Annotated in this window: 12 protein-coding genes; 11 read left to right on the top strand and 1 reads right to left on the bottom strand. The window is 66.1% G+C overall.

Annotated elements, in window-relative coordinates:
- The first annotated feature begins 8 nt into the window (after nucleotides 1-8).
- Genes ACT6UX_RS04500 through ACT6UX_RS04530 form a run of 7 tightly spaced genes read left to right on the top strand, consistent with a single transcriptional unit; the run spans nucleotide 9 to nucleotide 6,836 of the window.
- A complete protein-coding gene (locus ACT6UX_RS04500; RefSeq protein WP_444773938.1) occupies nucleotides 9-1,523 on the top strand; it encodes an NADH-quinone oxidoreductase subunit M in 1,515 nt (504 codons plus the stop codon).
- Between the two features lie 19 nt (nucleotides 1,524-1,542).
- Nucleotides 1,543-2,985: an NADH-quinone oxidoreductase subunit NuoN gene (nuoN, locus tag ACT6UX_RS04505; protein WP_444773939.1), complete on the top strand. Its 1,443-nt coding sequence runs from the start codon at nucleotides 1,543-1,545 to the stop codon at nucleotides 2,983-2,985.
- The gene (locus tag ACT6UX_RS04510; protein ID WP_444773940.1) at nucleotides 2,982-3,716 is read left to right on the top strand and encodes a biotin--[acetyl-CoA-carboxylase] ligase; all 735 of its coding nucleotides are present in this window, start codon (nucleotides 2,982-2,984) and stop codon (nucleotides 3,714-3,716) included. The genes nuoN and ACT6UX_RS04510 overlap by 4 nt, the downstream gene beginning before the upstream one ends.
- An 11-nt stretch (nucleotides 3,717-3,727) precedes the next feature.
- Nucleotides 3,728-4,498 carry a type III pantothenate kinase gene (locus ACT6UX_RS04515; RefSeq protein WP_444773941.1) on the top strand — a complete coding sequence of 257 codons (771 nt, stop codon included), beginning with the start codon at nucleotides 3,728-3,730 and terminating at the stop codon, nucleotides 4,496-4,498.
- Complete coding sequence (locus ACT6UX_RS04520) at nucleotides 4,495-6,147, top strand: ribonuclease J (RefSeq protein ID WP_444773942.1); 1,653 nt, start codon at nucleotides 4,495-4,497, stop codon at nucleotides 6,145-6,147. The genes ACT6UX_RS04515 and ACT6UX_RS04520 overlap by 4 nt, the downstream gene beginning before the upstream one ends.
- Nucleotides 6,148-6,173: 26 nt before the next feature.
- Nucleotides 6,174-6,578 carry a methylmalonyl-CoA epimerase gene (gene mce, locus ACT6UX_RS04525; protein WP_444773943.1) on the top strand — a complete coding sequence of 135 codons (405 nt, stop codon included), beginning with the start codon at nucleotides 6,174-6,176 and terminating at the stop codon, nucleotides 6,576-6,578.
- 12 nt (nucleotides 6,579-6,590) lie between these two features.
- Nucleotides 6,591-6,836, top strand: a complete 246-nt coding sequence (locus tag ACT6UX_RS04530; RefSeq protein WP_444773944.1) for a DUF1467 family protein — start codon at nucleotides 6,591-6,593, stop codon at nucleotides 6,834-6,836.
- A 256-nt stretch (nucleotides 6,837-7,092) separates the two neighbouring features.
- On the opposite strand, the gene ACT6UX_RS04535 is transcribed toward ACT6UX_RS04530, so the two are convergent.
- A complete protein-coding gene (locus ACT6UX_RS04535; protein ID WP_444773945.1) occupies nucleotides 7,093-8,385 on the bottom strand; it encodes an NCS2 family permease in 1,293 nt (430 codons plus the stop codon).
- Between the two features lie 151 nt (nucleotides 8,386-8,536).
- Between ACT6UX_RS04535 and proS the strand changes: the two genes are divergently transcribed.
- From proS to ACT6UX_RS04555, 4 genes are read left to right on the top strand one after another with little or no spacing between them, the layout of a single operon-like run.
- The gene (proS, locus tag ACT6UX_RS04540) at nucleotides 8,537-9,850 is read left to right on the top strand and encodes a proline--tRNA ligase (RefSeq protein WP_444773946.1); all 1,314 of its coding nucleotides are present in this window, start codon (nucleotides 8,537-8,539) and stop codon (nucleotides 9,848-9,850) included.
- Between the two features lie 20 nt (nucleotides 9,851-9,870).
- On the top strand, nucleotides 9,871-11,181 hold the full coding sequence (locus ACT6UX_RS04545; protein WP_444773947.1) for a lipoprotein-releasing ABC transporter permease subunit: 1,311 nt from the start codon (nucleotides 9,871-9,873) through the stop codon (nucleotides 11,179-11,181).
- Nucleotides 11,174-12,433, top strand: coding sequence for an FtsX-like permease family protein (locus tag ACT6UX_RS04550; protein WP_444773948.1), 1,260 nt, complete (start codon nucleotides 11,174-11,176; stop codon nucleotides 12,431-12,433). The genes ACT6UX_RS04545 and ACT6UX_RS04550 overlap by 8 nt, the downstream gene beginning before the upstream one ends.
- The gene (locus ACT6UX_RS04555; protein ID WP_444773949.1) at nucleotides 12,426-13,109 is read left to right on the top strand and encodes an ABC transporter ATP-binding protein; all 684 of its coding nucleotides are present in this window, start codon (nucleotides 12,426-12,428) and stop codon (nucleotides 13,107-13,109) included. Before ACT6UX_RS04550 ends, ACT6UX_RS04555 begins: the two co-directional genes overlap by 8 nt.
- The last annotated feature ends 8 nt before the right edge of the window (nucleotides 13,110-13,117 follow it).

Below are 13,117 nucleotides of genomic sequence, written 5' to 3' on the forward strand. Positions count from 1 at the left end.
GGCCCCCGATGTCGAGCTGGCCTATCCTTTCCCTGATCACGTTCCTGCCTCTGGTGGGAGCGCTGTTCTGCCTGATCGTCAACGGCCCGAAAGAGGCCGTCGAGCGCAACTGCCGCAGCGTGGCCCTGGTCACGACGCTGGCGACCTTCCTGATCTCGCTGCTTCTGTGGATCCGCTTCGATCCGACGAAGGCGGGGTTCCAGTTCGAAGAAAAGGTCGCCTGGGTGCCGGCCCTCAATATCGGTTACCACGCCGGTATCGACGGCATCTCGTTGTTCTTCGTGCTGCTCTCGACCCTGCTGACGCCGATCTGCATTCTGGCGAGCTGGGAGTCGATCAAGGTCCGCGTCAAGGAATACATGATCGCGTTCCTCGTGCTCGAGACCTTCATGGTCGGCATGTTCTGCGCGCTCGACCTGGCGCTGTTCTACATCTTCTTCGAAGGCGTCCTCATTCCGATGTTCCTGATCATCGGCGTGTGGGGCGGCAAGCGGCGCGTCTACGCAGCCTTCAAGTTCTTCCTCTACACGCTGCTCGGCTCGGTGCTGATGCTGCTGGCGATCATCGCCGTCTACGGCCAGGTCGGCACGACGGACCTGCCGACGGTCATGGAGAAGCTCGACCTGCCGTTCACCTGGCAGTGCTGGCTGTGGCTGGCCTTCTTCGCCTCGTTCGCGGTGAAGGTGCCGATGTGGCCGGTCCATACCTGGTTGCCGGACGCCCACGTCGAGGCGCCGACCGCGGGCTCGGTCATCCTGGCCGGCGTGCTGCTGAAGATGGGCGGGTACGGCTTCCTGCGCTTCTCGATCCCGCTGTTCCCCGAGGCGACGCAGTATTTCGCGCCAATGGTCTTCGGCCTCTCTCTCGTGGCCGTGATCTACACCTCGCTGGTCGCGCTGGTGCAGGAGGACATGAAGAAGCTGATCGCCTATTCGTCGGTCGCCCACATGGGCTTCGTGACGATCGGCGCCTTCGTCATGAACATGCAGGGCGTCCAGGGCTCGATCTTCCAGATGCTGAGCCATGGCATCGTGTCGGCCGCGCTCTTCCTCTGCGTCGGCGTGGTCTACGACCGCATGCATACGCGTGAGATCGCGGCCTATGGCGGCCTCGTGCATCGCATGCCGCGCTATGCCTTCACATTCCTGTTCTTCACCCTGGCGAGCGTCGGACTTCCCGGCCTGTCGGGCTTCGTCGGCGAGTTCCTGGTTCTGCTGGGCGCCTTCAAGGCCAACACGTGGGTGGCGTTCCTGGCCGCGACCAGCCTGATCCTGGGCGCCGCCTATGCGCTGTGGCTCTATCGCAAGATCGTGTTCGGCGAGCTCACCAAGGACTCGCTGAAGGGCATCCTCGACATGAACAAGCGGGAGATCGCGATCTTCCTGCCGCTCGTGCTGCTGACGATCTGGATGGGCGTCTATCCCAATTCCTTCCTCGACCCGATGGCGCCGGCGGTGGACAAGCTGATCGGCGACTATCAGGCGGCTTTGAAGCTCGCCCGCACCGCGGCGCTGGTCCCGTGAGCGGCCGGGAGTAATGAACATGATCGTCGGTCTCGAATCCTGGACCCTGGCCCGGCCGGAAATCTTCCTCGCGGCGGCCACTGCGCTGCTGCTCATCTACGGCGTCGTCCGAGGTGAAATCGCCACGCCGTTCGTCTCTGTGGCGACCTCGGTCGCCTTGCTCGTGACAGCGGCGCTGCTGTTCCTCCCATATCGCGAAGGGACGGCCTTTTCCTCGCTGTTCATCGTCGACCGGCTGACGGCGACGATGAAGGCGATGGTGCTGGCAGGCTCCGCCATCGCCATCCTGATGTCGCGCGCCTATTTCGAGCAGGCCAAGGCGTGGCGCTTCGAGTATCCGCTGGTGGTCGCCCTGGCCACGCTCGGCATGATGCTGATGATCTCGGCGAACGACCTGATGGCGCTCTATGTGGGTCTTGAACTGCAGTCGCTGGCCCTCTACGTCATCGCCGCGTTCCAGCGCGACAGCGTCCGGTCGACCGAGGCCGGTGTGAAATACTTCGTCCTGGGCTCGGTCGCCTCGGGGATGCTGCTGTTCGGCTCGTCGCTGATCTACGGCTTCTGCGGCGGCACGGCCTTCGTGCAGATCTCCGGCGCGCTGGCTGACGGCCGCGCGACCGAGATCGGCGTGATCATCGGTCTGGTGTTCGTCGTCGCCGGTCTCGCTTTCAAAGTCTCGGCCGTGCCGTTCCACATGTGGACGCCGGACGTCTACGAGGGCGCACCGACGCCGGTCACGGCCTTGTTTGCCGTCGCTCCGAAGATCGCCGCCCTGTCGCTGCTGGTGTCGGTTCTGATGGGCCCGTTCAAGCCGCTGTTCGCGCAGTGGCAGCAGATCATCATCGTCGCCTCGGTGCTGTCGATGGCGCTGGGCGCCTTCGCGGCGCTCCGCCAGCAGAACATCAAGCGTCTGATGGCCTATTCGTCGATCGGCAATGTCGGCTACATCCTGCTGGGCGTCGCCAGCGGCACGGAGATCGGCATCCAGGCGGTGGTCTTCTATCTCGCCATCTACCTGGTCATGACGCTGGGCGTCTTCGCTACCATCCTGATGATGAAGCGCCGCAACATCATGGTCGAAGAGGTAGCCGATCTCGCCGGCCTCGCGCGCAGCCAGCCGATGATGGCGCTGGGCATGCTGATCTTCATGTTTTCGATGGCCGGCATCCCGCCGCTCGCGGGATTCTGGGGCAAGCTCTACATCTTCATGGCAGCGGTCGAGGCCAAGCTGTTCGTACCGGCGGTGCTGGGCGTGCTCGCCTCCGTGGTCGCGTCGTACTACTACCTGCGCATCGTCAAGGTGATGTACTTCGACGAGCCGGCCGAGGCGATCGACCGCCCGGCCTTCGGCGTCAATCGCGTGGTGGCGCTGGTGGCGGCGTTCCTGATCGCGATCTTCTCGCTGGTTCCCCAGCCCCTCAGCCTGATCGCCGAAGCGGCAGCCAAGGGCCTGTTCCAGTGACGTCGCTGCCCGTCCTTCCGGACGGGTGGACGCTGGTGGCGCTGGAAAGCGTCGGCAGCACCAACGACGAGGCCACCCGCCTGGCCGACACCGGCGCCCTGGAGGGTACCGTCGTGTGGGCGCGCGAGCAGTCGGGCGGCCGCGGGCGCCGCGGCCGCAACTGGGCTTCGCCGGTCGGCAACCTCTACAGTTCCACGATCCTGCGGCCCGGCTGCATGGCACCTCAAGCCGCCGAACTGGGCTTCGTTGCGGCGCTCGCGGTGGGGGATCTCGTGCCGGCGGATCGTAGCGTGCGCCTGAAATGGCCCAACGATGTGCTGGTCGACGGTGGCAAGGTCGCCGGCATCCTGCTGGAAAGCGCAATCGGCCAGGACGGGCATGTCGAGCATGTCGTGGTAGGCATCGGCGTGAACGTCGCCTTCGCACCGCAGCTTCCCGAGATGCGCTATCCCGGCGCAGCGCTGGGCGGCACGGTCGAAGCGGCGCTTGAGGGGCTGACGCGTGCGCTCGCGGCCCGACTGGCGCAGTGGCGCCGCGAGGGGTTCGAGACGGTACGTCGCGAATGGCTGGCCAAAGCGGGACCGCTGGGTGCAGAGGTCGACGTGCGGCTGGGCGAGGGCCTCGTCCGCGGCCGCTTCGCCGGGCTCGACCAGGAGGGCGCCCTCCTGCTCGATACGGCGGAGGGCCCGCGCAAGATCGTGTCGGGTGAATTGCTGGGCCGGGCGGCCTGAGGAGGGTGGGAATGCTGCTGGCCATCGACGTTGGCAACACCAACTCGAAGTTCGTCGTGTTCGACGGGGACAGGATCGTCGCCGCGTGGCGCCTGCGCACCGAGTCCAAGCGCACGTCCGACGAATATGCCGCCTGGGTGACCCAGCTCATGCACCTGCAGGGCTTCGATCCACGATCGATCAAGGGCGCGATCCTGGCCAGCGTCGTGCCGGCGGTAAACACCCACCTGCGGCGCCTTTGTGAGAATTACTTCCACGCCAAGCTGCTGATCGTCGGCGAGCCCGATTGCAATCTGGGGATCAAGGTCCTGATCGACCGGCCGGCCGAGGCGGGCGCGGACCGCCTCGTCGGCGTGATCGCCGGGCATACCAAGTACGGTGGGCCGCTGATCACGATCGACTTCGGCAGCGCCACGACCTTCGACCTCGCCGACAAGGACGGCAATTTCATCGGCGGCGTGTTCGCGCCGGGCGTCGAGCTGACGATCGAGGCCTTCTACCTGATGACGGCCCGCCTGCCGCGCATCCGGGTCGAGAAACCGGCCCACGTGATCGGCAAGAATACCGTAGCCAATATGCAGTCCGGCATTTTCTGGGGGTATGTCGGGCTGATCGAGAGCCTGATCCGGCGCATCCGCGAGGAGTATGGCGAGCCCATGAAGGTGATCGCCACCGGCGGCCTCGCCAGCGTGTTCAAAGACGAGATCGGCCTGTTCGACTTCATCGAGCCCGACCTGATGTCGCTCGGCCTGCTGGAGATCTGGCGGCGCAACAGCCGATGACGGTTCCTTCGAACGACGAGCTGCTGTTCCTGGCCCTCGGTGGGGCCGGCGAGATCGGCATGAACCTCAACCTCTACGGCACGGCCGGCAAGTGGCTGATGGTCGATCTCGGCATCGGCTTCGCCGACAGTTCGATCGCCGGCGTCGAGGTGGTGATGCCCGATCCGGAATTCATCGTGGAGCGCCGCGACGCTCTCGTGGGCATCGTCCTCACCCACGCCCACGAGGATCATCTCGGCGCCGTCGCCGATCTGTGGCCGCGGCTGAAAGCGCCGGTCTATGCGACGCCGTTCGCCGCATCGGTCCTGAAGCGCAAGTTGATCGATGCCGGCCTGCGCGACCAGGTGCCGGTCACCGAGATCCCGCTGGGTGGCAAGTTCAGCCTCGCGCCGTTCGAACTCGAGATGATCACCATGACGCACTCGATCCTCGAGCCGAATGCCATGGCGATCCGCACGAAGTTCGGCACGATCTTCCACACCGGCGACTGGAAGATCGATCCGGAGCCATTGCTGGGCGAGCTCACCGACGAAGCGATGCTGAAGCGCATCGGCGACGAGGGCGCGCTCGCCATGGTCTGCGACAGTACCAACGTGTTCGTCGAAGGCGAGGCGGGCTCCGAAGCCAAGGTTCGCAGGAATCTCGAGACGCTCGTGCGCGGGCATGCGGGCAGGGTGGCCGTCACCTGCTTCGCCTCCAACCTCGCGCGGGTCGAGAGCATTGCGCTGGCCGCGGTGGCGGCTGGCCGTCACCCGGTCCTGTCGGGTCGCGCGCTCACGCGCATGCTCGAATCGGCGCAGGAATGTGGCTATCTGCTGGATTTCCCCGAATGCGTGCCCGAGAAGCAGGCGGGCTACCTGCCGCGCGACAAGGTGCTGTTCATCTGCACGGGCAGCCAGGGCGAGCCGCGCGCCGCCATGTCGAAGCTGGCGGGTGGCGAGCATCGGGACCTCGTCCTCGAGGCGGGTGATACCGCCATCTTTTCGTCGAGGGTCATTCCCGGCAACGAGCATTCCGTCGGGCGCCTGCAGAATGCGCTGATCGCCCGCGGGGTGAAGGTCACCACCGACCGCGAGGCCGAGATCCACGTGTCGGGCCATCCGGCGCGCGACGAGCTGGTGCGGGTCTATCAATGGATTCGGCCGAAGATCGCCCTGCCGGTCCATGGCGAGGTCCGGCACATGATGGAGCATGCCGAGCTGGCAAAGACCTGCCAGGTCCCGGAAACAATCGTGGCGCCCAACGGCACGCTGGTGCGGCTGGCGCCGGGACCGGCCGAGATCATCGACCACGTCTTCTCCGGGCGCCTGGCCCGCGACGGTGACACGCTGATCCCGCTCGACGGGGAATCGCTGCGCGAACGGCGCAAGCTCCTGTGGAACGGCGCTGCCGCGGCGACCCTGGTGGTCGACCGGCGCGGTAAGCCGCTGGCGCCGCCCAAGGTGTCGCTGCGGGGCATCGACGACGCCGACGGCGAGCTTCAGGAGGCGATCGAGGATGCGCTGTCGGAGATGCTGGCCGACCTCAAGAGCGTCGAACGGGCCGACGACCGGCGCATGGAGGAGGCGGCCCGCCAGGCCGTCCGGCGCGTCGTGCGGGCGCACCTCGGCAAGAAGCCGTTGACGGACGTGCACATCGTCCGCATCTAAAGGCCGCGCAGCCGCCGGAGAAGACCATGATCGGACGCCTCAACCATATCGCGATTGCCGTGCCCGACCTGGACAAGGCGAGTGAGCTCTACCGCACCGTGATGGGCGCCAAGGTGAGCGCGCCCAAGGAACAGCCGGCGCATGGCGTGACGGTGGTCTTCGTCGAGCTGCCGAATACCAAGATCGAACTCCTGCATCCGCTCGGCGAGAAGTCGCCGATCGCCAATTTTCTCGCCCGCAATGCCGACGGTGGAATCCACCACGTCTGCTACGAGGTCGAGGACATCTACGCAGCTCGCGACAAGCTGAAGTCGCAGGGTGCGCGCGTCCTGGGCGACGGCGAACCCAAGATCGGCGCCCACGACAAGCCCGTGCTGTTCCTGCATCCCAAGGACTTCACCGGCACGCTGATCGAACTCGAACAGGTCTGAGGAGCGCGCGCCATGGGCTGGGCTACTGGCATCATGGTCTACCTGGTGATCTGGTGGATCGCGCTGTTCATGGTGTTGCCGCTGGGCGTGAAGCGCGTCGAGAATCCGGGGCGGGGCCAGGAGACCGGGGCGCCGGAACGGCCCGAACTGCTGCGCAAAGCCATCATCACGAGCATCGTCGCCGCGGTCCTATGGCTTGCCTTCTATGGCTTCTACCAGCTCGATCTGCTGAGTTTCAGGCGTCTCGAAGGATCCTGAGCCTCGGTATCGCGCCTCGATAGCGCCAAAAGGAAACGGCGGACCAATGGTCCGCCGTCCTCTACCCCCGAAACTCGTCATAGGCGGCTTCCGCCGCTCTCCTCCCTAAACTCGGGCTACGCCCAACGCGTAGGCTGTTTAGCGTGTCGCATGGGTGTTGCCAAGACCTTTTCTTTCGATCCATGCGCGCCGGACAGAAGAATCTTCAAGAGCAAGGTCGTTCGACGACAAACTAATGTCCGCACCATTTCACTGTTCATCCAATGACCACATATTTGATCACGAATAGTACAGCCAGGATTGCGACGGCCGGATGGATGTCACGAAGCCGGCCGGCGGCAAGTTTGATTCCGGCGTACGAGATGAAACCGAAGGCGATGCCGTCGGCAATCGAAAAAGTGAAGGGCATGGCGATCGCGGTGATCACCGCCGGCGCCGCCTCGGTGATGTCGTTCCATTCGATCTCGGTGAGCCCGCGCGCCATCAGGCACGCGACATAGAGAAGGGCGGGCGCGGTCGCATAGGCCGGGATCGATCCGGCGAGCGGCGAGAGAAAGAGAGCCAGCAGGAACAGCACGCCGACCGCGGCGGCAGTGAGGCCTGTTCGCCCGCCGGCATTGATGCCGGAGGCGCTCTCGATATAGCTCGTCGTCGTCGAGGTCCCCAGCGCTGCGCCGATCATCGCGGAGGCGCTGTCCGAAATGAGCGCGCCGCGCAGGCGGGGCACGGTACCGTCGGGCCGCATGAAGCCGCCGCGGTGGGCCAGCGCGATCAGTGTGCCGGTATTGTCGAACAGGTCGACGAACAGGAAGGCGAAGACCACCGTCACGAGCCCGACCTTCAGCGCGCCGGCAAGGTCCATCTGGAGGAACACAGGCGCGATCGAGGGTGGCGTGTCGAAGATGCCGGTGAATTTCTGATGCCCGGCCAGGATCGAGATCACCGTCACGACCAGGATGCCGATGATGACGCCGCCCATGATGCGGCGGTGTTCGAGGGCGACGATGATGGCAAAACCCAGGACCGCCATCACCACCGGCCAGCTCGTCATCTTGCCATGGGCCACCAGCGTTGCCGGATTGCCGACCACGATGCCGGCATTCTTCAGGGCGATCAGTGCCAGGAAGAGGCCGATGCCCGCCGCAATCGCCATCTTGAGTGATTTGGGGATCGCATTGACGATCCATTCGCGGATCGGCAGCACGCTGACGATCAGGAAGATTATGCCGGAGATGAAGACGCAGCCCAGCGCGACCTGCCAGGTGTGGCCCATGCCGCCGACCACGCCGAAGGCGAAGTAGGCATTGAGACCCATCCCGGGCGCCAGGGCGATCGGGTAGTTGGCGAGAAACGCCATCAGGAAGCAGCCGACCGCCGCCGCCACGCAGGTGGCGGCGAACACCGCACCGAACGGCATCTTGGCTTCGGCAAGAATGGATGGGTTGACGAAGATGATGTAGGCCATCGTCAGGAACGTCGTGAGTCCGGCCACGAGCTCGGTCCGGACGTTGGTCTTGTTCTCGCTCAGCTTGAAAAGTCGCTCCAGCATTCCGCTCCCCCGAAAGTCGCGCCCAGTGTGCGTGCAATTGTGCGGGCACATGGCTGTGAAAAGCCAGTCGTACCGTCCCGGTTTGCCTTTGGCCGACCCGTTCCCTACAGTCCGCCGCCATCCCGATACCCCGACCGAGGACCGATTTCGCATGCGCATGAGCCAGTACTTTCTGCCGACGATGAAGGAGACTCCGTCGGAAGCGCAGATCGTTTCGCATCGGCTGATGCTGCGCGCCGGCCTCGTCCGCCAGACCAGCGCCGGCATCTACGCCTGGCTGCCGCTCGGCCTGCGGGTCTTGCGCAACATCGAGCGGATCGTGCGCGAGGAGCAGGATGGGGCGGGGGCGCAGGAAGTGCTGATGCCGACCATCCAGTCGGCCGACCTGTGGCGCGAGAGCGGCCGCTACGACGCCTACGGGCCCGAGATGCTGCGCATCAAGGACCGCCACGACCGCGAGATGCTCTACGGCCCGACCAACGAGGAGATGATCACAGTGCTCTTCCGCGACGGCGTGAAGAGCTACCGCGACCTGCCGAAGAACCTCTATCACATCCAGTGGAAGTTCCGGGACGAGGTCCGTCCGCGCTTCGGCGTGATGCGCGGCCGCGAGTTCCTGATGAAGGACAATTACTCATTCGACATCGACAAGGCCGGCGCCATCCATTCCTACAACAGGATGTTCGTGGCCTATCTGCGCACCTTCGCCCGCATGGGCCTGAAGGCGATCCCGATGCGCGCCGACACCGGTCCGATCGGCGGCGATCTCAGCCATGAGTTCATCATCCTGGCCGAGACCGGCGAGAGCGCCGTGTTCTGCCACAAGGGGCTGGTCGACAAGGACATCCTCAGCCGCAAGATCGACTATTCGTCGGACCTGCAGGGCATCGTGAACGAATGGACGTCGCTCTATGCGGCGACCGACGAGATGCACGACGCCAAAGCGTTCGAGGCGCTGCCGGAGGCAGACCGCCTGGCCGCGCGTGGCATCGAGGTCGGCCACATCTTCTATTTCGGCACCAAGTACTCCAAGCCGATGAATGCCGTTGTCGCCGGTCCTGGCGGCGAGCAGATCACCGTCGAGATGGGCTCCTACGGCATCGGCGTCTCGCGTCTGGTCGGCGGCATCATCGAGGCGAGCCACGACGATGCCGGCATCGTCTGGCCGGACGAGGTGGCGCCGTTCAAGGTGGCGATCGTCAACCTGAAGCCGGACGACGGCGCCGTCGGCGGCGCCTGCCAGAAGCTCTATGACGCGCTCTCGGCCAAGGGCGTCGCGGTGCTCCACGACGATCGCGACATCCGGCCGGGCGGCAAGTTCGCCGACATGGACCTGATCGGCATCCCCTGGCAGGTCATCGTCGGCCCCAAGGGGCTGGCCGCGGGCAAGCTGGAGGTCAAGAACCGCAAGACCGGTGTCCGCGAGGAACTGGCGCCCGAGCAGGTTCTCGCGCGGTTCGGCTGAGCCGCGGACAGGGCTCTGCCATGTCCTTCGCCGCCGAACGCCTGATCGCCTTCCGCTTCCTGCGGGCCCGCCGCGAGGAGGGCTTCATTTCGGTGATCGCCGGCTTCTCGCTGATCGGCATCACGCTGGGAGTCGGTACCCTCATCGTCGTGATGTCGGTGATGAACGGCTTTCGGGTCGAGATGCTGGCGCAGATGTCGAGCATCAGCGGCCAGCTGGGCGTCCAGTCCAACGGCGGCGCCCTCGAACCCACGCCCGACTTTCTGAAGCGCCTGGCGGCGGTGCCGGGCGTCCAGTCCGCCACGCCGACGGCCGAGGGCCAGCTGATGGCCGTCGCCGGCGACCACGTGCGCGGGATCGTGCTGCGCGGCATGCGGCCCGACGACATCCGAAATCGCCCGCCGCTCGCCTCGGCTATCGAGGGATCGCCGGAGGACCGCGAGCGATATCGCACTCTCTGCAAGGCCGACGACGATAAGCCGATCGACTGGGGCACCCTGAAGGGCTTCGGCGACGATTTTACCGTGGTGATCGGCCGTCGCCTGGCCGATCTCATGAACCTGAAGGTCGGGGACAGGCTGCAGCTCGTGTCGCCGGTCTCCGTCGCAACGCCGCTCGGCGTGATGCCGCGATCGGCCGCGGTGAAGGTCGCCGCGATCTTCTGCACGGGCATGTACGACTACGATTCCAACTTCGTGTATGCGCCGCTGCAGGACGCCCAGCACATGCTCAACCTCGGTCCCAACGTCACGGGCATCGAGGTGTTCGTGTCGGACAAGGCCTCGACCGCGGAGACGCGGCGGCTGCTGATGCAGGCAGTGGGGACGCAGGGCTGGGTCTTCGACTGGTTCCAGGCCAATGCCGGTTTCTTCTCGGCCGTCGTCGCCCAGACCAACATGATCTTCCTGGTCCTGACGATGATCGTGCTCGTCGCGGCCTTCAACATCGTGTCCAGCCTGGTGATGCTGGTGCGGACCAAGACGGCCGACATCGCGATCCTGCGCACCATGGGGGCCAGCCGGGCCACCGTCATGCGGATCTTCCTGCTCGACGGGCTCTCGATCGGCGGCGCCGGGACGATCCTCGGCGTCGTACTGGGGCTGGCCTTCGCCCGCAACATCGAGGCGATCCGGCAGTGGCTGCAGCGGACGTTCGACATCGTGCTGTTCGACCAGACCCTCTACCTGCTGGCCGAACTGCCGTCGCGGATCGAATGGAGCGAGGTCGCGGGCATTGCGATCATGGCGCTGGTCTTCGCCTTGCTCGCCTCGATCTACCCGGCGGCGCGCGCGGCGCGCCTCGACCCGGTGGAGGGGCTGCGCCGTGAGTGAGCGCGCGCCCGTCGTCGAGCGCTGGCTGGCCTGGCGCTATCTCGCCACTCGCCAACGCGAGGGCTTCGTCTCCTTCATCGCCATGTTCTCGCTGATCGGCGTGGCGCTGGGGGTCGGGACGCTGATCGCGGTTCTCTCCGTCATGGGCGGCTTTCGCGAACAGCTGCTGGGCCGGATCATCGGCATGAACGGCCATGTCATCGTCGCCGCGCGCGGCGGACTGCTGCAGGCCACGCCCGAACTGCTGGCGAAGCTCAAGGACGTTCCGGGCGTGGAGGCGGTGCGTCTCACCCTGGAGCGGCAGGTCCTGGTGACCGGTCACGGGCAGACCCGTGGCGCCCAGCTTCGCGGCGTGCGGCGGGAGGATCTGCTGAACCGGGACATCGTGTCGAAGAACATCATCTTCGGCGATCTGGCGGAGTTCGGCCTGAAGCCCGGGCTGGTGATCGGTGAACGGCTGCGCCAGCAGATGCAGGTACGGGTCGGGGAGCCGCTGACCGTGGTCACCCACCAGCTGAACGAGGGCGGCACGATCGCGCCGCGCTACAGCGACTACGACATCCTCGCCACCTTCATGAGCCGCCGCTACGAATTCGACAGCACCCTGGTCTTCATCCCGCTGGCGGTGCTGCTGGGGGACCTCGAATACGGCAAGGAAACCGTGAGTTCGATCGATTTGTTCCTGCGCGACCCGCGGGCCGCACCGCGGGTGGCGGAGGAGCTGCGCCGGTCGCTCGGCCGCGAGGATCTGCGCGTGTCGCACTGGCTCGGCCTCAATGCGCGCTTCGTCGGCGCGCTGCAGGTCGAGCGGGTGATGATGTTCATCATCCTCACCTTGATCGTGGTCGTGGCCGCCATGAACGTGGTTGCGAGCTTCACCATGCTGGTGCGCGTGAAGCGCGGCAGCATCGCCATCCTGCGGACCATGGGCGCTGGGCCGGGCACGATCATACGCGCCTTCTTCATGGCGGCGGCCGCCGTCGGCGTCGTCGGCACGGCGATCGGCGCGGCGCTGGGCCTGCTGCTCTGCGCCAACATGCCGGCGATCGGCCGCGCGCTCGCGACCGTCACCGGCGGCGCCGGCACCGCCGGGGCCGAGGTCGACTTCATCACCTCCATGCCCGTGCGCGTGGACCCGGTCGAGGTGGCGTTCATCATCGCCGTCGCGATCGGGCTTTCGCTCGTCGCCGCGGCCTATCCGGCCTGGCGCGCTACCCGGATCGAACCGGTCGAAGGATTGCGACATGAGTGACACCGCCAAGCCGCTATCGCTGCAGGGCATCCGCCGCACCTTCGTCCAGGGCGACCGTCGGCTCGACGTGCTGCGCGGCGTCTCGGTCGACCTGCACGCCGGCGAGATCGTGGCCATGGTCGGTCAGTCGGGCAGCGGCAAGTCGACCCTGCTGCACATCGCGGGGCTTCTCGAACGGCCCGACGAGGGCGAGGTCGTGGTCGACGGCAAGGCGACGGTGCGGATGGCCGACAGGGAACGCACGGGCCTGCGCCGCAACTTCCTGGGCTTCGTCTACCAGTATCACCACCTGCTGCCGGAATTCTCGGCTGTCGAGAACGTCATGCTGCCGCAGATGCTGAACGGCGTCGCGCGCGGAGCGGCCCGCAAGCGGGCGGCCGATCTTCTCGGCATGGTCGGGCTCGGCGACCGGCTGGACCACCGTCCGGGGCGCCTGTCGGGCGGCGAACAGCAGCGCGTGGCGATCGCCCGCGCCGTCGCCAACGCGCCGCGGGTCCTGCTGGCCGACGAACCGACAGGCAATCTCGACTCCACGACCTCGGAGACTGTGTTCCAGCAGCTGCTCGCCCTGGTGCGGGAAACGGGCATGGCGGCGCTGGTCGCCACCCACAATCCCGAGCTGGCGGCGCGCATGGACCGCACGGTGCGGCTGAAAGATGGCCTGCTCGATGCCTGACAGTCCAC

Source organism: Reyranella sp. (genome assembly GCF_052439685.1).
In the GTDB taxonomy this organism is placed as follows: domain Bacteria; phylum Pseudomonadota; class Alphaproteobacteria; order Reyranellales; family Reyranellaceae; genus Reyranella.

What these genes read in the sequence shown, in the direction of transcription:
- ACT6UX_RS04535 (WP_444773945.1), bottom strand. Translation starts at nt 8,385, where the DNA reads ATGCTGGAGCGACTTTTCAAGCTGAGCGAGAACAAGACCAACGTCCGG.
- ACT6UX_RS04555 (WP_444773949.1), top strand. Translation starts at nt 12,426, where the DNA reads ATGAGTGACACCGCCAAGCCGCTATCGCTGCAGGGCATCCGCCGCACC.
- ACT6UX_RS04500 (WP_444773938.1), top strand. Translation starts at nt 9, where the DNA reads ATGTCGAGCTGGCCTATCCTTTCCCTGATCACGTTCCTGCCTCTGGTG.
- nuoN (WP_444773939.1), top strand. Translation starts at nt 1,543, where the DNA reads ATGATCGTCGGTCTCGAATCCTGGACCCTGGCCCGGCCGGAAATCTTC.
- proS (WP_444773946.1), top strand. Translation starts at nt 8,537, where the DNA reads ATGCGCATGAGCCAGTACTTTCTGCCGACGATGAAGGAGACTCCGTCG.
- mce (WP_444773943.1), top strand. Translation starts at nt 6,174, where the DNA reads ATGATCGGACGCCTCAACCATATCGCGATTGCCGTGCCCGACCTGGAC.
- ACT6UX_RS04530 (WP_444773944.1), top strand. Translation starts at nt 6,591, where the DNA reads ATGGGCTGGGCTACTGGCATCATGGTCTACCTGGTGATCTGGTGGATC.
- ACT6UX_RS04515 (WP_444773941.1), top strand. Translation starts at nt 3,728, where the DNA reads ATGCTGCTGGCCATCGACGTTGGCAACACCAACTCGAAGTTCGTCGTG.
- ACT6UX_RS04520 (WP_444773942.1), top strand. Translation starts at nt 4,495, where the DNA reads ATGACGGTTCCTTCGAACGACGAGCTGCTGTTCCTGGCCCTCGGTGGG.
- ACT6UX_RS04545 (WP_444773947.1), top strand. Translation starts at nt 9,871, where the DNA reads ATGTCCTTCGCCGCCGAACGCCTGATCGCCTTCCGCTTCCTGCGGGCC.